Source organism: Pseudarthrobacter naphthalenicus (assembly GCF_029076445.1).
In the GTDB taxonomy this organism is placed as follows: domain Bacteria; phylum Actinomycetota; class Actinomycetes; order Actinomycetales; family Micrococcaceae; genus Arthrobacter; species Arthrobacter naphthalenicus.
In genome coordinates, this window is sequence record NZ_JARESG010000007.1 from 1 (window position 1) to 17,572 (window position 17,572).

General features: G+C 69.5%; 16 protein-coding genes and 1 pseudogene. 12 read left to right on the forward strand and 5 right to left on the reverse strand.

Features of this window, described 5'->3' with window-relative positions; genetic code table 11:
- Both PY310_RS08565 and PY310_RS08570 read right to left on the reverse strand, forming a co-directional pair.
- On the reverse strand, nucleotides 1-181 hold a 181-nt coding region (locus tag PY310_RS08565), incomplete at its 3' end, for a phage holin family protein (protein WP_275213968.1).
- The gene (locus PY310_RS08570; protein WP_275213969.1) at nucleotides 181-1,239 is read right to left on the reverse strand and encodes a hypothetical protein; all 1,059 of its coding nucleotides are present in this window, start codon (nucleotides 1,237-1,239) and stop codon (nucleotides 181-183) included. The genes PY310_RS08570 and PY310_RS08565, both read right to left, overlap by 1 nt.
- 199 nt (nucleotides 1,240-1,438) lie before the next feature.
- Here PY310_RS08570 and PY310_RS08575 point away from each other — a divergent pair, with 199 nt between their 5' ends.
- Nucleotides 1,439-2,194, forward strand: a complete 756-nt coding sequence (locus tag PY310_RS08575; protein ID WP_275213970.1) for a hypothetical protein — start codon at nucleotides 1,439-1,441, stop codon at nucleotides 2,192-2,194.
- 160 nt (nucleotides 2,195-2,354) lie between these two features.
- Nucleotides 2,355-3,161 (forward strand): annotated as a pseudogene (locus PY310_RS08580) (sigma-70 family RNA polymerase sigma factor); the annotation flags it as partial.
- 89 nt (nucleotides 3,162-3,250) lie between these two features.
- Here the strand turns inward: PY310_RS08580 and PY310_RS08585 are convergent.
- Nucleotides 3,251-4,222: a glycosyltransferase family 9 protein gene (locus PY310_RS08585; protein ID WP_275213971.1), complete on the reverse strand. Its 972-nt coding sequence runs from the start codon at nucleotides 4,220-4,222 to the stop codon at nucleotides 3,251-3,253.
- Nucleotides 4,223-4,343: 121 nt separating this feature from the next.
- Between PY310_RS08585 and PY310_RS08590 the strand changes: the two genes are divergently transcribed.
- From PY310_RS08590 to PY310_RS08620, 7 genes are all read left to right on the forward strand, one after another.
- On the forward strand, nucleotides 4,344-4,880 hold the full coding sequence (locus tag PY310_RS08590) for a D-glycero-alpha-D-manno-heptose-1,7-bisphosphate 7-phosphatase (protein ID WP_275213972.1): 537 nt from the start codon (nucleotides 4,344-4,346) through the stop codon (nucleotides 4,878-4,880).
- Nucleotides 4,880-5,980 (forward strand): glycosyltransferase family 9 protein, encoded by a 1,101-nt coding sequence (locus PY310_RS08595; protein WP_275213973.1) that lies wholly within the window; start codon nucleotides 4,880-4,882, stop codon nucleotides 5,978-5,980. Before PY310_RS08590 ends, PY310_RS08595 begins: the two co-directional genes overlap by 1 nt.
- Entirely contained in the window at nucleotides 5,977-7,035 is a 1,059-nt protein-coding gene (locus PY310_RS08600; protein ID WP_275213974.1) for a glycosyltransferase, read from the forward strand. The genes PY310_RS08595 and PY310_RS08600 overlap by 4 nt, the downstream gene beginning before the upstream one ends.
- Nucleotides 7,032-8,282: a glycosyltransferase gene (locus tag PY310_RS08605; RefSeq protein WP_275213975.1), complete on the forward strand. Its 1,251-nt coding sequence runs from the start codon at nucleotides 7,032-7,034 to the stop codon at nucleotides 8,280-8,282. Before PY310_RS08600 ends, PY310_RS08605 begins: the two co-directional genes overlap by 4 nt.
- Entirely contained in the window at nucleotides 8,279-8,968 is a 690-nt protein-coding gene (locus PY310_RS08610) for a D-sedoheptulose-7-phosphate isomerase (RefSeq protein WP_275213976.1), read from the forward strand. Before PY310_RS08605 ends, PY310_RS08610 begins: the two co-directional genes overlap by 4 nt.
- Nucleotides 8,965-10,347, forward strand: a complete 1,383-nt coding sequence (rfaE2, locus tag PY310_RS08615) for a D-glycero-beta-D-manno-heptose 1-phosphate adenylyltransferase (protein ID WP_275213977.1) — start codon at nucleotides 8,965-8,967, stop codon at nucleotides 10,345-10,347. The genes PY310_RS08610 and rfaE2 (PY310_RS08615) overlap by 4 nt, the downstream gene beginning before the upstream one ends.
- A 61-nt stretch (nucleotides 10,348-10,408) precedes the next feature.
- Nucleotides 10,409-11,110, forward strand: a complete 702-nt coding sequence (locus PY310_RS08620; protein WP_275213978.1) for an SDR family oxidoreductase — start codon at nucleotides 10,409-10,411, stop codon at nucleotides 11,108-11,110.
- Nucleotides 11,111-11,140: 30 nt separating this feature from the next.
- Here PY310_RS08620 and PY310_RS08625 read toward each other — a convergent pair whose 3' ends face one another.
- Nucleotides 11,141-12,322, reverse strand: a complete 1,182-nt coding sequence (locus tag PY310_RS08625) for a glycosyltransferase family 9 protein (protein WP_275213979.1) — start codon at nucleotides 12,320-12,322, stop codon at nucleotides 11,141-11,143.
- Between the two features lie 201 nt (nucleotides 12,323-12,523).
- On the opposite strand from PY310_RS08625, the gene PY310_RS08630 reads away from it, so the two are divergent.
- From PY310_RS08630 to PY310_RS08640, 3 genes are read left to right on the forward strand one after another with little or no spacing between them, the layout of a single operon-like run.
- Nucleotides 12,524-14,020, forward strand: coding sequence for an aldehyde dehydrogenase family protein (locus PY310_RS08630; protein WP_275213980.1), 1,497 nt, complete (start codon nucleotides 12,524-12,526; stop codon nucleotides 14,018-14,020).
- On the forward strand, nucleotides 14,017-15,660 hold the full coding sequence (gene rfaE2 / locus PY310_RS08635) for a D-glycero-beta-D-manno-heptose 1-phosphate adenylyltransferase (RefSeq protein WP_275213981.1): 1,644 nt from the start codon (nucleotides 14,017-14,019) through the stop codon (nucleotides 15,658-15,660). Before PY310_RS08630 ends, rfaE2 (PY310_RS08635) begins: the two co-directional genes overlap by 4 nt.
- A gap of 40 nt (nucleotides 15,661-15,700) precedes the next feature.
- Nucleotides 15,701-16,600, forward strand: a complete 900-nt coding sequence (locus PY310_RS08640) for a spermidine synthase (protein WP_275213982.1) — start codon at nucleotides 15,701-15,703, stop codon at nucleotides 16,598-16,600.
- On the opposite strand, the gene PY310_RS08645 is transcribed toward PY310_RS08640, so the two are convergent.
- Nucleotides 16,597-17,499: a LysR family transcriptional regulator gene (locus tag PY310_RS08645; RefSeq protein WP_275213983.1), complete on the reverse strand. Its 903-nt coding sequence runs from the start codon at nucleotides 17,497-17,499 to the stop codon at nucleotides 16,597-16,599. The two genes, PY310_RS08640 and PY310_RS08645, sit on opposite strands and share 4 nt — an antisense overlap.
- Nucleotides 17,500-17,572 lie beyond the last annotated feature (73 nt).

Here is a 17,572-nt window from a genome sequence, read left to right on the forward strand (position 1 = left end):
TGCCGCCGCCTTTGCCGGTTTTGGTGGCGGATTCTTTGAGTTCGGCCTTGGCGAGTTCGACTTCCTGGCGCATCAGGGTGGACAGGTCGCGGGTGACTTCTCCGAGCAGGTCACCGAGCGAGGTGTTGTCCGCCTTCACATGCGCCTCCGAGGGAGGCGGCTCCGGAATGTGGTTACTCATCACAACCTGCCGTTCTGGCCGTCCGCGGAGCGGTCCCGCGTCAACGGGTCATTGGCCATGGGATCGTCAGCGAGCTCCCGCTCCCGCAGGGGATCGTCCGCGAGGCGGTTATCGGACCACGGCTCTTCCGCAAGCTGGGGGCTGTCCAAGGGGCTGGCGGGACGGGCAGGCTCACCATAGCTGCTTCCCGGCGCGCCGCCGTCGAACCCTGCTGTGGTGGTGGCCGGACCGGGGAGTTGAACCGGCGGAGGCTGGACGGTACCGCCGGCCGCAGGTGTGTAGGCGCCGCCGGACTCTGGATAGGCGCTGCCGGTTCCCGTGTACGCATCACCGGACGGTGCGTAGCCGCCGGGGCCTGCCACGTGCTGGCCGCCGGTTTCGGCGTAACGCGCACCCGTGGAGCCCTTTGCTGACTCCGGGGCGCCGGCGCTGAGGCTGCGTGTGAGCCGGCCGGCCAGCACGCCGGCTCCGGCGGCAAGGAGCAGGAAGGTTCCGGGGCGCTGCCGGGCGAAGCTCTTGACCTCGTTCAGAAGCGAGCCGGGATCGCGGCCGTCAAGCCATGCCGCCACGGAACTGGACCGCTCCGCGGCCTGGCGGACCAGGTCTGAGGCAACACCTGGCTGGTCTGATGCGCGGGCCATGGAATGCAACTCTTCCGAAATTGAGCGCAGGCCACTGGCAACTTTCTGCTGCTGCGCGCCGGCCTGATCAGTGAGGTCACTGCGTGCCTGGTGGAGGAGGTCCTTCGCGTTTGCTTTCGCCTCCGATGCGACATTTGCTGCTTCGGTCTTGGCGGCCTCGGCCACGTTCTGGGCTGAATCTGCTGCGGTCCGGGCGACGTCTGCTGCCTCGTCCTTGGCCGCATCGGTGCGGGACCCGCCCGCTCCGGCGCCGGTGGGGGCAGGGGCCGCCGGCGGGGGTGCCACGGAGCCCGTTGTGGCGGCAGGCGGGAAGGTGCTGGGGCTGCGTTCCGTGGTGAAGCTGGATTCTTCTGTGGAGCCGGAAAGGCCTGGAGAAGCCGTAAATGCCGGGTCCTCTGGCCGTTGGTTCTCTGTCATCTTCGCTCTCTCTTTCCAAAGAAGGCCGGTTGTTGATCAAGAACCAGCCATGCTGGCCGTAAAATAGTAAGCATGGTTACTAATAGAACATAAGTACCCTTGCTGGTTAATTTCAAACGAGTAACCAATCAGCGGGTCCGAGCTGTCGGTATTTTCGGCGTTATGGCCCGGTCGAAGCGAATGGAAAGAGGTGGGTAGCTTGGACATTGCACCCTGGGTTTGGGTTGTTATTGGCATTGTTGTGGTGGTCCTTATCGTTGTTTTCCTGGTGACGGGCCGTCGGCGCCGGGCAATGCAGCAGAAGCGGGACGAGGCCAACCGCCAAAAAGCCGCTGAAATACGCCGGAAGGCCGAAGAGGTTGAGCTTGATGCGCGTGAGAAGGAAGCCCGCGCGAGCCGGGCCCGCGCGGACGCGGAACAGGCCCAGGTTCAGGCCGCGCGGCTCAAGCAGGAAGCCGAGCAGAAGTCCAATGATGCGCGCTCCCTCCGCGAGGATGTGGCGAGGCATACCGAAAAGGCCAACTCCATTGATCCGGATGTTCGTGCGGACGGGGACGCGGGCCGCGGCCGGGGCAATGTGGACCGGGACGCCATGGGGCGGGATGGGCATGCCGACACCCGCATGGGTCACAGCGCCGACCTCGGCCGGGAGGCTGTCGGCCGGGACGATGGCATGAGCCGCGACGCTGTTAACCGGGAGGGTGCCATGGGCCAGGACGCCACGAGGCGGGAGGCTGTGGACCGGGATACGCATGGCGATCTCCGTCGGGAGTCCTACCCGGATGGCCGCAGGGAAGCGGCCGAGGGCGCCGTCGGCGGTACCAGGCAGACCGAGCCGCGGGCGGAAAATTTGGCGGAGACCCAGCAGGTGGAAGGTTCCGAGCGTGTCCAGGCTGAGGAGCTTCGTCGGCGCCGCGAACGGACCGAGGGCGACACGCCGGGCTCCGCGATCTAGGCGCGTGGATACCCAAAAATCTTTGTAGCAGTTCCTGCGGGGTGGTTGGCCGGTGAATCGGTCAACTGCCCCGCAAGCATTGTTTTATAAGCAGGCTTATGATTTCCTACTTCTAAGTCTTGCCACAGGCTTTCGGACCATCACCCGGAGGACGCTGACAATGCCCGAACTCCTCGCTGTCCTTGCCCGAAATACCGCTCCTTCCCGCGCGCTGCCCCCGGAGCAGCCCCGGCCGGCCACGCAAGGGCTCCCCGACCAGACACCGCAAATACCTCCGGAGCCGGCGCCGGAAACGCCCGCCCCCACCGGAGCGCCCGTCACCACCCAAGCGCCAATCTCCAAAGGGGGAAAGCTCCGGGAAGCCTTTGAAAACGGGCTGGTCCTGGATTACTTGGATCTCGCTGAAGCGCTGGCCGCACGCTTCGAAGCCCGCGGCCGCGAACGGGCGGATCTGAACCAGGTGGCCTACCTCGGCCTGGTGAAGGCCGCGAAGGGCTTCGATCGCAGCAAAGGGGACAGTTTCCCCGCCTACGCCGCTCCCACCATCACCGGCGAACTCAAACGGTATCTGCGGGACCGCAGCTGGATGGTCCGGCCGCCGCGGCACATCCAGGATTTACGCTCCCGGCTCTTCCGGGCAGAGCCGGAACTCACCCAGGCGCTCGGGCGGACTCCCAAGGTTTCCGAACTTGCCCAACACCTGGAGGTGGAATCCGGCGAGGTGCTGGAGGCCATCAGCGCTGCCAGCAGCCTCCACCCTGACTCGCTCGACGCCGTCCCTCCCCATGGCGGGGCACTGCCGGCCTCCGAGGTCCTTGCCTGCGCCGACACGCCCCTTGAACGCTTGGAGGAACTCTCCTGCCTGCGCGTGGCCATGGGGGAACTGAACGCCGCAGACCGGGAGCTGCTGTACCGCCGGTACTTCTGCGAGGAGACGCAGGTGGAACTCGGCAAGCGGCTCGGCATGACCCAGATGCAGGTTTCGCGGCGCTTGGCACGTGTCCTCGTGGACCTGCAGCGCCGGCTCCTGGACAGCAGCCGGCCCGTGGAGAACGATCAGGGTTCGGGCGGCAGCCCGGCCGCCGCCAGCAACACATCCTCCACCGTCACGCCCAGCAACGCCGGATCCGGGCTGTCTGCGAAAGGGTCACCGCGGCGCAGGTCGTCCCGCGTCAAAACCACATGAGGGCCAGGAGGCGGACCCCAGCGTCCGGGGCCAACCGGGCCGAAAAGAACAATCGAGGGGCGGCCGTAGGCAGAGGCCAGATGTGCCGCCCCGGTGTCGGCAGAGATGACCAGCCTCGCGGCAGCAACGCAGGCGGCGAACTCCCGCAGCTGCAGGCTGCCCGCCAGCACGGCGCTGCCCGCTAATCCGGCCTGGTCACAGATTTCCAGTGCGCGCCGGCGCTCTTGGCTGCTTCCGGTAAAAACGACGCGGTGGCCGTTGTCAGACAGGCGCCTGGCCACCATGGCAAACCGGTCTGCCGGCCAAAGCCGGCTGGCAAAGGCCGCACCCACATGGATCACGGTTGCACCGGCAACCCGTGCCGCTATCGGGGGGACGTCCAGGTTCACGTCGTGGGGGTCGGCGGCGATCCCGTGCCATTGCAGGAGGCGGGTCCATCTGGCGCGCTCGTTGAGGTCTTCCACCCAGCCCGGCCCGTCCACGCCCCTGCCATGGTGCGCCACGACCAGCCTGGGTCTGACCTCCTGGAGCAAGGCTGTGCTTTGCGGGCCCTTGCCATGGAGATTAACGGCGATATCCACTGATCCGCGCGGAAGGGGGAGGGGCTCATCCAGGCCGCGGACAGGCAGCAGTCCATAACCGCCCACCAGCTCAACAGCATCGGACAGCCATTCAGGGGACGCGTAGAGCAGGTGATGGTGCGGGAAGGCCCTGCGCAGGGCATGCAAGGCGGGAACAGCGACGAGGAGATCGCCCAGACCCAGGGCACGGAGCACTACCAGGCGGGGACGGGCACCGCCGCCTTCCGTGGTCTGCGGCGACATCACTGCACGCGGCAACATCACACTGCCCTCCCTGGGAACGCCACGATGCCCCTGCGATGAGGCCCGTTCCGAGGAGTCTATTCCGGGGAAATGCCCGGTGGCTTGTTTAGGAACTGCCCCGCCGGGGAACTACGTCCATATGGGAAGCTCCGTAACATCGCAGCTCAGGGCTGTCCTGTTCGACCGGGACGGCACCTTGGTGGTTGACGTCCCCTACAACAGCGACCCCGGCATGGTGCGTGCCATGCCCGGGGCCAAAAGCGTGTTGGATTCCCTCCGTGCCCGGGGCCTGGCAGTAGGAGTCATCAGTAATCAGTCCGGCGTCGCAAGAGGCATCCTTACCGAGGCCGACGTGGCCGGCGTCAACGCCAGGGTGGAGGAACTCCTGGGCCCCTTTGACGTGTGGGAGGTGTGCTTCCACGGGCCTTCCGACGGCTGCGCGTGCCGGAAACCTGAGCCCGGGATGGTGCACAGCGCCTGCCGGCGCCTGGGAACCCACCCCTCTGAGGCAGGGCTGGTCGGCGACATCGGCAGTGATCTCGGGGCGGCCGAGGCTGCGGGAGCCCGGGGAGTTTTGGTGCCCACCCAGGTCACGCGGTCCGAGGAAATCACCGCAGCAAAGCTGGTGGCACGGGATCTGGCCGGGGCAGTGGACCTGCTACTGGGCGGTGCCTGATGGGCCGGGTTCTGGTGGCCCGGCTGGACAGCCTGGGCGATGTACTGCTGGCGGGCCCGGCCGTGCGCGCCGTGGCCAACGGTCGGCAGCCCGACGGGAGCCAGCCCAATTACGTGGTGATGCTTTGCGGCCGGCAGGGCGAAACTGCAGCGGCGATGCTGCCCGGCGTGGGGGAGGTCTACAGCTGGGACAGCCCCTGGATCATGAACCCCGCGCCGCAGATGACCCGCCCCCATGCCGACCGGCTGATCGATTATGTGCGCAACTCCCGGATCACCGAGGCCGTCATCCTGACCTCCTTCCATCAGTCCCCGCTGCCGCTGGCACTGCTGCTGCGGCTGGCGGGCGTGGAGCGGATCAGCGGCGCCTCCACCGACTATGCGGGCTCCCTGCTGGACGTCAGGCTCAGGCCCGGCGAGGACATTCCGGAGGACCAGCCCGAAGCTGAGCGGGCCCTGGGGATCGCGCGGGCAGCCGGCTTCCAGCTGCCCCGCGGGGACGACGGGAAACTCCGGGTGCATTCCGTTCCGGACGTCACGGAGCTGGTGGGGGAGAGACCTTACGTGGTGGTTCATCCCGGCGCAGCCGTTCCCGCCAGGGCCTGGCCGCCGCTGCATCACGCCGCCGCCGTGGAACTCCTGGCCGGAGCAGGACATCGCGTGGTGGTGACCGGCGGGCCGGCCGAGATGTCCCTGACCGCCACCGTGGCCGGACCGTCGGCACAAGACCTTGGCGGCCGCACGGACCTGCGCACCCTTGCCGGCGTCCTGGCCGGCGCTGACGCGGTGGTGACGGGAAACACCGGGCCGGCCCACCTGGCCGCAGCTGTGGGAACACCGGTGGTGTGCCTGTTTTCCCCCGTGGTCCCCGCCGTCCGCTGGGCCCCGTACGGCGTCCCGCTGGAGCTGCTGGGAGACCAGAATGCTGCCTGCCGCCTGACCCGGGCGAGGATCTGCCCGGTCCCCGGGCACCCGTGCCTGGATTCGGTGTCTCCGGAAGACGTGATGCAGGCGGTGGAACGCCTGATCGGCGGCGTGGCTTCCCTCAGCACGCACGCGAGCACCCGGCTCGGCACGCGCAGAAAGGACCGCAGCCCATGAGGATCCTGTTGTGGCACGTCCACGGATCATGGACCGACGCGTTTGTCCGCGGCAGCCATGAGTACCTCTTCCCGGTGCTCCCCGGGGGCGGACCCTGGGGCTTGGGCCGGGCAGGCAGGGACTGGCCGGACTCCGTCCGGGAGGTGGCGCTGGCGCACCTCGACGCGGACGCGATAGACGCCGTCGTGCTTCAGCGGCCGGAGGAAATCGGGGAGGTGGCAGAACGGCTCGGCCGCCGTCCCGGCGGTGACCTTCCTGCGGTGTTCGTGGAACACAACACGCCAAAGGTGAATTTCCCGTTCAGCCGGCACCCGCTGGCTGACCAGGACAGCATTCCGGTGGTGCACGTGACGCACTTCAACAAGCTCGCCTGGGACACCGGGCGGGCCCCGTCGCTGGTGGTGGAACACGGCATCCCGGACCCGGGCCACCTGTACACGGGCGAACTGCCGGAGCTGGGCGTCGTGGTGAACGAGCCCGTGCGCCGGGGACGGGTGACCGGAACGGACCTGCTGCCGGCGTTCGCTGCCGTGGCCCCGGTCCATGTGTTCGGGATGAAGACCGAAGGCCTGGCCGCCGCCGCCGGGTTCGAAACCTCCCGGCTCCGTCTCCGCGGTGACCTCAAACCCCGCGAGCTCCACCGCGAACTGGCCCGCTGCCGGGTCTATGTCCACCCCATGCGCTGGACGTCGCTGGGGCTGTCCCTGCTGGAAGCCATGCACCTGGGCATGCCGGTCCTGGCCCTCGCCACCACGGAAGCACCCCGGGCGGTCCCGGCGGAGGCGGGCACGGTATCCGCCGACGTCGGGGAGCTCCTCCACACCGCCCGGCGCCTCCTCGCCAATCCGGAGGAGGCCCGGCGGCGGGGTACTGCGGCGCGTGAAGCGGCCCTCGCACGCTACAGCCTGGGCAGGTTCCTGGCTGACTGGGACGCGGTCCTTGCCGAGCTGCGGCCCCGGCGTCTGGCCAGCAGAAGCCCGGGTGACGGCGAACCGGCCAGTGAACGTCAGGAAGAGCAGATCCTTGTTCCGGCGCGAGAGAGGAAGTCCCCATGAGAATCTCCATGGTTTCAGAACATGCCAGCCCGCTGGCCGCGCTGGGCGGAGTGGACGCCGGTGGCCAAAACGTCCACGTTGCAGCATTGTCGGAGGCCCTCGCCGCCCGGGGCCACAGCGTCACCGTCTACACCCGGCGCGACGCACCGCAACTGCCCCGGCGGGTGCCGGTGGGCCCACGGCTCGAGGTGGTCAACGTGGACGCCGGGCCTGCCCGCCACATCCCCAAGGATGAGCTGCTCCCGTTTATGGGGGCTCTCGCGGACGGCATCGCCACGGACTGGGGCCAGCAGCCGCCGGACGTGGTCCACGGCCATTTCTGGATGTCGGGTCTCGCGGCGCTGGACGCTGCCGGGCGGTATGCGGGCTTCCGGATCCCGGTGGTCCAGACGTTCCATGCGCTGGGCACCGTCAAACGCCGGCACCAGGGCGCCGATGACACCAGCCCGCGGGAGCGCCGCTGGCTGGAACCGGGCGTGGGACGTTCCGCTGACCGGATCATCGCCACCTGCCCGGATGAAGTTTTCGAACTCCGGGCCATGGGCATCGACACGGCCAAGGTATCCGTTGCGCCGTGCGGCGTGGACCTTGGACTTTTCACGGCCGACGGGCCGGCCGCCCCGCGGCCGCGCAGCCACCGCATCCTCTCGGTGGGGCGCCTGGTGCCCCGCAAGGGCGTTGACCTGGTGATCCGTGCGCTTCCGCAGCTCGCCGCGGCGGGCTATGACGACGTCGAACTCCTGATCGTGGGCGGCGGTGCCGAGGCGGGGCTGCTGGAGTCCGATCCGGAGGTGCGCCGCCTCCTGGCGTTGGCCGCGGAACTCGGTGTCAGGGACAAAGTGACCCTGCTGGGCCACGTGCCCCGGGCTGAGATGCCGGCGATTTTCCGCAGCGCTGACGCCGTGGTGTGTGCCCCCTGGTACGAGCCTTTCGGGATTGTCCCGTTGGAAGCAATGGCGTGCGGGGTCCCCGTGGTGGCTGCCGCCGTCGGTGGCCTCCGCGACACCGTCGTGGACGGCGGCACGGGGATCCACGTCCCGCCGCGGGATCCGCAGGCCATCGCCTCCGCGCTGACACGCCTGCTCGGCGAGCCCGCACTGCGCGCAGAACTGGGCGCGGCCGGGCAGCGGCGCGCCCGCTCACGCTATTCATGGCAGCGGGTGGCCGCCGAAACCGAAAAGGCATACGAACTGGCGGTGGCGGCAATGCCCGCCGGGCAGGTCCGGATGGAAGGAGTTGCGCTGTGACTGCCGAATGGTCCATCCGGGAGCAGGACCTGCAGACGCTGACCGCGGACCCGGCGTTTCCTGCCACACTGCCCGGACTGGCGGCGGACAACGCCGCGGCAATGGACGCCGTCCACGTCCACCTGGACAACGTCCTTCCCGCGCTGGATTCGCTCCGCAGCCAGGCCGGCCGGCTCGCCGCCTGGGGCGTGGAACTGGCGAACCGGCTGCTCAGCGGTCAGCGGCTCCTGGCCGCAGGGAACGGCGGATCCGCCGCTGAGGCACAACATTTCACCGCGGAACTCGTGGGCCGGTTCGATGGTGAACGCCTCCCGTTTTCCGCCATCGCGCTGCACGCGGAAAGTTCCGCCGTGACCGCCATCTCCAACGACTACGGCTACGAGGAGGTGTTCGCCCGGCAGGTCCAGGCCCACGGCCGCATCGGCGACGTGCTGGTCCTGCTGTCCACCAGCGGCAACAGCCCCAACCTGCTCCGCGCGGTGGAAGCGGCCGGACGCGTGGGCATCACCACCTGGGCGCTCACCGGTTCCGGGCCCAATCCGCTCGCCGCTGCCTGCGACGAGGCGGTCCTGATCGATGCGGTCAACGCCAACGCCCAGGAAGGCCATCTGATCGCGTTGCATGCACTCTGCCGGGCCTTTGACTTGGAGGTCCGTCGCCGGGCCTCGGGGATGGGGCTGCCATGAGGATCGTTGTGGTGGGTGACGCGATCCTGGACGTAGACCTCTGCGGTGAAGCCACCCGGCTCAGCCCCGACGCGCCCGTCCCCGTGGTGGATGTCTCCACCGTCAGGCGGCGCGCCGGGGGCGCCGGACTTGTCGCCCGGATGCTGGCAGAGGACGGCTGGCCGGTCACCTTGGTCACCGTGCTGGCGGACGACGACGCCGGGCGGCATGTGGAATCCGCGCTCGCCGGGGTGAAGGTGGTGGCAGGTCCAAGCGCCACCCCGACGCCTGTCAAGACCCGCGTGCGGGCAGGGCACCAGGCAGTGGTCCGTTTTGATGAGGGCTGCGGACCGCCGGAGGCGCCGGAAACCACCCCTGCCATGCTCCGGGCTGTGGCCAAGGCCGGTGCCATCATTGTGGCCGATTACGGTCGCGGCCTGGCGGGCAACCCGCAACTCCGGGAACTGCTGGAGCGGATGGCCGACGACGTGCCCATCGTCTGGGACCCGCACCCCTCCGGCGCCCGCCCCGTCCCCGGCGTGGCAGTGGTGACGCCCAACCTCGCGGAAGCTCATCAGGCCGCGGGCACCCGGACCGGTGGCCCCTTCGGACCGCCGCGTGCGGACGGCGCCGGCGGTGTCGCCGCCATCCTGCTGGACGATTGGCACAGCCGCGCGGTCCTGGTCACCACCGGAGAGAAGGGCGCCACGCTGCTGCTCGAACGGGACCGCACACCCCGCCCCATCCTGGCGCCGCGGGTAGTGGCCGCCGATCCCTGCGGAGCCGGGGACAGGCTGGCCGCGAGCATCGCCGCCCACCTGCTGCAGGGGCGGGACCTTGAGGACGCTGCCGTGCTGGCCGTCCACGAGGCAGCCGAATTCCTGGCCGCCGGCGGAGTGGCCTCGCTGCCGGACCGGCACGGCAACGGAAAGTTCCGGCGGCGGCCCGCGGAGCCGCTGCTGCTGGTTCGCCGGGTCCGGGACAACGGCGGCAAAGTGGTGGCCACGGGCGGCTGCTTCGACCTGCTCCACGCCGGCCACGTCAGGTCCCTGGCCGCTGCCCGGGAACTGGGTGACTGCCTGGTGGTGTGCCTGAACTCGGACGCATCCGTACGCAGGCTGAAGGGCGAGCAGCGTCCCATCATGGCCGAGCAGGACCGGGCGGAGCTGCTGCTGGCCCTGGAATGCGTGGATGCGGTCATGATCTTCGACGAGGACACCCCGGAAGCCGCCCTGCAGAGGCTGCGCCCCGACATCTGGGTCAAGGGCGGCGACTACAACGGTGAACATCTGCCCGAAGCGGAGCTGGTGGAGAGCTGGGGCGGGCGCTGCGTCACCGTCCCCTACTATCCGGCCCGCTCCTCAACCCTCCTTGCAGAGGCCCTCGCGAAAGTCAGCTGACCTCTCACGCCGATTCCTCAACAGCTCCACCCCCGGAGCCAACCCCATTGGAAGGAACACCATGAACACTGACTCATCCTGGCCCGGCCGGGTCCTGGTCACGGGAGGCGGCTCCGGGCTTGGCGCCGCCGTCGTTGATGCCGTGCTCAAAGCCGGCGGGACACCGGTGGTCCTTGACCGCGATATCAGCACGGTGTCCGGCGTCAAGGCCTTTGAGGTGGACGTTGCGGACCGGGCCGCGGTGGAGCAGACCGTCCGGGAAGCGGCGGAGTCCCTGGGCGGGCTGGATGCCGTGGTCACGGCGGCGGGCATCGACCGCTGCGGCAAACTGGCCGATGTCGCGGCGGAGGAATGGGAGAAGGTGGTCGGCGTCAACCTGCTGGGCACCGTCTCGGTGGTCCGGGCGGCGCTGCCTTATCTCAAGAGCTCGCACGGCCGGGTGGTGACGGTGGCATCCACGCTGGCTAAGCGGGCGGTGGCTGATGCCACGGCCTACTGTGCGTCCAAGTTCGGCGTACTCGGCTTCACCCATGCCCTGGCGGCGGAGACGGCCGGGGAGATCGGTGTGACGGCCATGATCCCGGGCGGCATGAAGACCCACTTCTTCGATGACCGGACCGAGCAGTACCGGCCACAGGACGATTCCCGCCTGAACAGCCCCGGCAACGTGGCCCAGGCCATTTTGTTTGTGCTGGCCCAGCCGCAGGGCTGCGAGGTCCGGGAGATGCTGATCTGCCACGCGGAGGAAGGATCCTGGCCGTAACGCGCCCGTCTTCACGGCCCGCTGTGCGGTTCACAGCCCCAACAGGCTGCGGACGTCCACGTACACGTCCTCCCACCGGATTCCGGCCACCAGCGAATCGTTGTGGGGGCAGCGCGGAGCCGTCCAGCCAACCTGTGTGACGTCCGCGCCGCACACGGGGCAATGTGTCACCCAGGAAAGGTGGACCCGGTGCCGCCCGCGCCCCAGGGGCCCGGAGGTCAGGGCGTTTCCGGCCCAATAGATGCCTACGGTAGGGGCACCGAGTGCCTGCGCCAGGTGACGGGGACCGCTGTCATTGGCCAGCACCGCATCCGCGCGCGCCAGCAGTGCGGCCAGTTCGCCGAGCCCCAGCCTGCCGGCCACGGAGGACACCCGGCTTCCGCCGGCGGAACGGCCGCCCGTGGAAGGACCTCCCGTGGAACGCCCTCCGGTGGAACGCCCTCCGGTGGAACGCCCGACGGCGGCACTCACCACGGCGGCCGCCAGTTCCGTTTCGGTGTGGTCACCGATCACCACAACCGTGGCGCCGTCGTAGGCTGCTGCCTTGGCGACTGCCCCGAAACTCTCCGCCGGCCAGTGCCGGCGGAGGTCCGTGGCGCCGGGATGAAGCACCAGGAGCGGCCGGTCCGTCCGCGGCAGCGCGGCGCCCAGCAGGGCCGGGAGCCCGGCCACGAACTCCGCCCGCGGGTTCAGCCGCGCCTCCAGCAGGACCGGCGGGGCCCCGGCCAGCCCGGCAACTTCCAGGGCACGGGTGGGTTCGTGCTGGTAATACGTGTACGGCAGGGTGCGTTCCAGGGGCTCGGCGTCCGGGGTCGCGGAGCCCACCGTGTGCCGCGCCCGGACCTGCAGCAGGAACGGGTTGGAGAACCGTCCGCCGCCGTGAAGCTGCACGGCGAGGTCGAACTGCCGTGCCCGGGCCGCGCCGAAGAAGGTGGCCAGGGCGGCCGGATCCTCGGGGCCGGGCCGGACACCTTCGGCAGCGGGCAGCACCATCACATCGTCCAGGGGCGTGTGGGTGGCGGCCAGGAGGGCTTCATGGGCGGGCGTGCCCAGCAGGGTCACTGCACTGCCGGGATAGGCCGCCTTCAAGGCGGACACGGCAGGAAGGGCAAACATCAGGTCGCCGAGTCCGCCGCCGCGCAGCAGCGCGATCCGCGAAACCCCGGCAAACCTCTCCAGCACCGGTCCCACGCCGCCAACGGTTCGTTCCATGCGCTGCCCCTCCCGTGCTGCCGGCCACCTGGCTCACGCCTGCGCCTGGCCATGCGCCCACGCTTGTTCTCCAGCCTGTGGTGCCACCCTACGGATGCCGGGCACCGCTGGCTACACATGGATTCTGTGCCCGAATCCGGCGTGTAAACATCCTCTCCCGGGGTACGGGACCGCAAGGAGAAGTACGTACGGAGGAGATCCATGCATACCACCGCCACACCCACGCCGCCCGCCGCCCGGCAGGTTGACGGCCCCGGACTGACCATCACCGATCCCCGCACCGGGGAGTATCTGTGGTCCATCCCCGAGGCCGGACCGGACGAGGCGAATGACGCCATCCGGATTGCCCGGAACGCGGCCGCCGGCTGGGCCGCGGTGGGGCCGGCGGAGCGGGGTGCCGCGCTCCGGAAGGCGGCACGGGCCCTTGACGCAGCGGCGGAGGAACTGGCGGGCCTCAACAGCCGCGAAACCGGACGCCCGTTTCAGGAGGCGCTCGCCGGAATCGCGGCCGGGGTGTCCACGCTGGAGCAGTATGCCGAGATCGGCCCGTTGCACCGGGGACACAGCCTGCTCGGCAGCAGGTCCGCCTCTGACTACACCGTTGCCGAACCCCGGGGTGTGGCGGTGCTCCTCACTCCCTGGAACGATCCTGTTGCCGTGGCCTGCGGCCTCATCGGCGCGGCCGTGGTCACCGGCAACACCGTGCTGCACAAACCGAGTGAACGCTGCCCCCGGCTCGGTGAGGTCCTGGGGGCGGTGCTGACGACGGCATTTCCGCCCGGGGTCCTGCAGACTGTGTCCGGCGGGGCCGGTGTGGGCACCCTCCTGACCCGGGCCGGCGTCGACGTTATTGCGCACGTGGGATCCAGCGCCTCGGGCACCCTGATCGCCGGCGCCGGGGCTCAAACGGGGGCCCACGTGATCCGCGAAAACGGCGGGAACGATCCCTTGGTGGTCGACCGGGATGTGGACCCGGTCTGGGCGGCCGAGCAGGCTGCCATCGGTGCCTTCAGCAACAGCGGGCAGATCTGCACCGCGGTGGAGCGGATCTACGTCCACGAAGCCATCGCGGCCCGTTTCTGTTCAGCCCTGGAGGCCGAAGCGGCGCTCCGCAACCACAACGGCAGCGTGGCCCCGCTGGTGGACACCAGGCTCCGGAACAGTGTCCATGCCCAGGTGTCGGAGGCCCTCGAACAGGGTGCGCGGGCGGTGGAGGGCGGTGTTGTTCCCGAGGGGCCGGGCGCCTTCTACCCGGCCACGGTCCTGCTCGAGTGCACCGACGCCATGCAGGTCATGACGGAAGAGACCTTCGGTCCGGTGGCTGCGGTGCGGGTTGTTCCCACGTTCGAGGACGCGCTGCGGCTGGCGGGCAGTGGGCGCTACGGCTTGGCCGCCACCGTCCTGACAGGCAGTATCGCCCACGTCCAGAAAGCCATTGCGGCCCTCCCGGTGGGCACTGTGAAAATCAACGAGGTGTTTGGCGGTGCGCCGGGCGGATCAGCTCAGCCCCGGGGAGTCAGCGGCGAGGGGTTCGGCTACGGCCCGGAACTGCTGGATGAATTCACCCGGGTGAAGGTGGTGCATGTGGCCGCGCCGCCGTCTTTTGCCCTGCACCTGCCGGACGAGCCGGCGCCGGAACCGGTGCCGGCCGAGCAGATGGCGGAACAGGTGCAGGACCCGAACGGGAGCCCGCAATGACCCGGGCGGAGGCAACCGGGGCCGGCGATCTTTTCAGCGAGCGCGGCCTCTCCGGCGAGCGCGCCCTCTCCGGCGAGCGCGGCCTCTTCGACGAGCGCGCCCTCTCCGACGAGCGCGCCCTCTCGGGCGGCCTGCCGCGCCGGCTTGCCGCCGAACGGCCCGCCATCCTGGTGGTGGGGGATGTGATGCTGGACGGCTGGTGGAGCGGCACCATCGAACGGCTCTGCCGCGAGGCACCCGCTCCGGTGGTGGACATTGCCACGCGCGCATTCGCCCCGGGCGGTGCCGCAAACACGGCGATGAACCTGGCCGCCCTCGGAGCCTGGGTATCGGTGGCCGGCATCATCGGGGCAGACGACGCCGGGGCCACCCTGCGCCGGCAACTCGAATCAGCCGGCATCGACGTGACGCACCTGCACTCCCATCCGGACATGGTCACCACCACCAAGATCAGGATCAGCAGCGGGGGTCAGGTGATGCTGCGGATCGACGACTCCGCCAGGGCTGTCCCGGCCGACGCGCTGGCCGGGCTGGCGGCCTCGGTGCGCTCCGCCGTCGGCGACCAGGACGCCGTCGTGGTGTGCGACTACGGTACCGGCGTCCTGGCCGATCCCGTCCGGATTGCCCTTCAGGAGACGCTGGCGGGGGACGGGGCGTACACAGCCGGGGGTGCCGCCGTCGGCCGCCCCCTGACAGTGGTGGATGCGCACGATCCCCATCCCTGGGCCCGGCTGCGGCCGGACCTGGCCACACCCAACGCCCTGGAGGCTGCCCGGTTGCTGGGTCTGCGCCTGCCGGAAGGCCCCGGCCGGGTGGATGCCCTGGCCGGGCACCGGGAGGCCCTGTTGACGGCAACGGGGGCGGAGGCGGTGGTGGTGACGCTGGACAAGGACGGGACTGCGCTGTTCACGGCCGACGGCGGGACTCACCGCACGTGGGCCCGGCCGGCAGCGGAGAAGCAGGCGTCCGGCGCGGGTGACACGTTTGTGGCCGCCCTGACCCTGGCCAGGTCGGTGGGCCTCCCGCTGACCACCAGCCTTGATCTTGCCCAGGCGGCTGCGGACGTGGTGGTGCACCAGCCCGGAACCTCCGTCTGCAGTACGGCCCAGCTTGGCCGGCACCTGGAGAGCTTCGCCGACACCGTCCTCGGCGCGGACGAACTTGCGCTGCAGCTGGCCGCGCACCGGGCCCGGGGCCAGCGGATCGTGCTGACCAACGGGTGCTTCGACGTGCTGCACAGCGGCCATACCCGGTACCTGAACCAGGCCAAACAGCTGGGCGACGTGCTGGTGGTCGCGCTGAACAGCGACGCCTCAGTCCGCAGGCTCAAGGGCCCGGGACGGCCCATCAACCCCGGGGCTGACAGGGCAGCGGTGATCGCCGCCCTCAGCTGCGTGGACTACGTAACCATTTTCGACACCCCCACGGCCAGCCCGCTGATCACGCAGATCAAACCGGACATCTACGCCAAAGGCGGTGACTACACGCCGGAAATGCTGGCGGAGACCGGCGCCGTGGAGGAATACGGCGGACGCGTGGCCATCCTGGACTATGTGGCGGACCGCTCCACCACCGCCGTCGTCCACCGGATCCGCGCCGGCGTGGGGGGAGAGGTCTCCGAGGCCGCGGATCCAGGGTGAGCAACTAGGGTTGAAGCATGACTGAGGCGGCACACGGATAATGGCGAAGCGCGGCAAGTCAGGCGGCAGGACCAGCGGACAGCGTTCGACGGCGGGCGTCGTCGACGTGCCCAAGGGGACCCGCCCGGACGGTCCCGTGGAGGGCGTCTACTACATTGATACCGGCGACTGTGAGCTGATCGCGGACCAGGACAACTCGAACGGCTGGCTGCTGAAGATCAACGGGGTGATGAGCTCCCACATCGATCTCGCAGATCCCCTGTTCCTGGACTTCGAGTACATGCGCTGGATGGCCGCGCTCATCGAATCCCGCTGGCCACCGAAGGCCGGCGAAAAGCTGCGCGGCCTGCACCTGGGCGGCGGCGCCTGTTCCCTGGCCCGCTACTTCCACACGGCCTACCCGGACGCCCGCCAGGTGGTGGTGGAGCTGGACGGCAAGCTGGCCGAGTACGTCCGCGGCTGGTTCGACCTTCCCAAGGCGCCGCTGCTCCGGCTGCGGGTAGGGGAGGCGCGGGAGGTCACCGAAACGCTGACGGCGGACACCCGCGATTTTATCATCCGGGACGTCTTCGCCGGCTCCCTGACACCGCGGCCGCTCACCACGGCCGAATTCACGGAGCACATCAAACGGGTGCTCGCGCCCGGCGGCATCTACGTGGTCAACTCGGGCGACGCCCCGGACCTCAAGAATGCCCGCGAGGACGCCGCCACCATCGCGGCCGCCTTCGAACACACCCTCATCATCGCCGATCCCGCCATGCTCAAGGGCCGCCGCTACGGCAACATGGTGATGGCCGGCAGCGACACGCCGCTGGACGGGGATCCGCAGCTGGCCCGCAGGCTCCTGGGCGGCGCGGTCCCTGCCCATATTTGGAGCGACGAGCAGGTGCGCGCCTTCGCCGCCAACTCACCTGTCCGCCACGACCCGGGAAGTGATTAGGCCCTTCCCCTCCCCAGCAGAAACTCCCGGTGCGCAGCCGTCTGCTCCCGAAGGGCCTGGACGACGGCGGCCACGGCCGGGCGGCGCATCGAATCCGGCCGCAGGACCATCCAGTAGGGGAGGAGCTCGGCAAAGTCGCCGGGGAGCAGCCGGACCAGGTCGGCATGCAGGTCCCCCATAAAGCACGGCAGGAAGCCGATGCCGGCCCCGGCGCGGGTGGCCTCCACATGGACAAAAACGTTCGTTGACGTCAGGCCGTCCCGCATGGCCGGGACCAGCCGGCGCGGAGCGTCAAGATCGTCCACCTGCAGCATCGAATCCACAAAGTAGACCAGCGGGTGCTCGGTCAGTTCCGCCACGCTGGCCGGGGTTCCGTTTTCGGCCAGGTATGCGCGCGAGGCGTACATGCCCAGCATGTATTCGCCCAGCCGGACGGCCTCGGCCCGGTGGACCTGGGGTTCGCCCACCACCACTTCAATGTCCAGGCCGGAGCGCTGCTGCAGCGCCCGCCGGGTCATGGTCACCACTTCCACGGCGAGGCCCGGATGGGCGCGGCGCAGCCGGGCCACGGCCGGTGCCGCGATATACGCGCTGAAGCCGTCCGTCGCCGTCATGCGTACGACGCCGGCAACCGGGTCGGGTGCCGTTCCGGCCGGCCCCAGCGCACTCACCGCCTCCTCCACCCGTTCGGCCACTCGCACCGCCTCGGTGCCCAGCTCCGTCAGTTCCCAGCCGCCCGCGGCGCGGGCCAGCACCCGGCCACCCAATGCTTTTTCCAGCGCGGAGATCCGGCGTGAAACGGTGGTGTGGTTCAGGCCCAAAGCCTGCGCCGCCGTCGTAAATTTCCCCGAACGGGACACTTCGAGGAGGACCAGCAGATCATCGGGGTTGGCATTCATATCTGCAATTGTGCACATGGTTGGTGCCGGATTGGCCATTGAATGCGCAAGTTTGTGCAGCAATACTCGATGA

Coding starts and splice junctions, on each gene's coding strand:
- PY310_RS08570 (WP_275213969.1), bottom strand. CDS start 1,239: ATGACAGAGAACCAACGGCCAGAGGACCCGGCATTTACGGCTTCTCCA.
- PY310_RS08585 (WP_275213971.1), bottom strand. CDS start 4,222: ATGTTGCCGCGTGCAGTGATGTCGCCGCAGACCACGGAAGGCGGCGGT.
- PY310_RS08590 (WP_275213972.1), top strand. CDS start 4,344: ATGGGAAGCTCCGTAACATCGCAGCTCAGGGCTGTCCTGTTCGACCGG.
- PY310_RS08595 (WP_275213973.1), top strand. CDS start 4,880: ATGGGCCGGGTTCTGGTGGCCCGGCTGGACAGCCTGGGCGATGTACTG.
- PY310_RS08600 (WP_275213974.1), top strand. CDS start 5,977: ATGAGGATCCTGTTGTGGCACGTCCACGGATCATGGACCGACGCGTTT.
- PY310_RS08605 (WP_275213975.1), top strand. CDS start 7,032: ATGAGAATCTCCATGGTTTCAGAACATGCCAGCCCGCTGGCCGCGCTG.
- rfaE2 (WP_275213977.1), top strand. CDS start 8,965: ATGAGGATCGTTGTGGTGGGTGACGCGATCCTGGACGTAGACCTCTGC.
- PY310_RS08620 (WP_275213978.1), top strand. CDS start 10,409: ATGAACACTGACTCATCCTGGCCCGGCCGGGTCCTGGTCACGGGAGGC.
- PY310_RS08625 (WP_275213979.1), bottom strand. CDS start 12,322: ATGGAACGAACCGTTGGCGGCGTGGGACCGGTGCTGGAGAGGTTTGCC.
- PY310_RS08630 (WP_275213980.1), top strand. CDS start 12,524: ATGCATACCACCGCCACACCCACGCCGCCCGCCGCCCGGCAGGTTGAC.
- rfaE2 (WP_275213981.1), top strand. CDS start 14,017: ATGACCCGGGCGGAGGCAACCGGGGCCGGCGATCTTTTCAGCGAGCGC.
- PY310_RS08640 (WP_275213982.1), top strand. CDS start 15,701: ATGGCGAAGCGCGGCAAGTCAGGCGGCAGGACCAGCGGACAGCGTTCG.
- PY310_RS08645 (WP_275213983.1), bottom strand. CDS start 17,499: ATGAATGCCAACCCCGATGATCTGCTGGTCCTCCTCGAAGTGTCCCGT.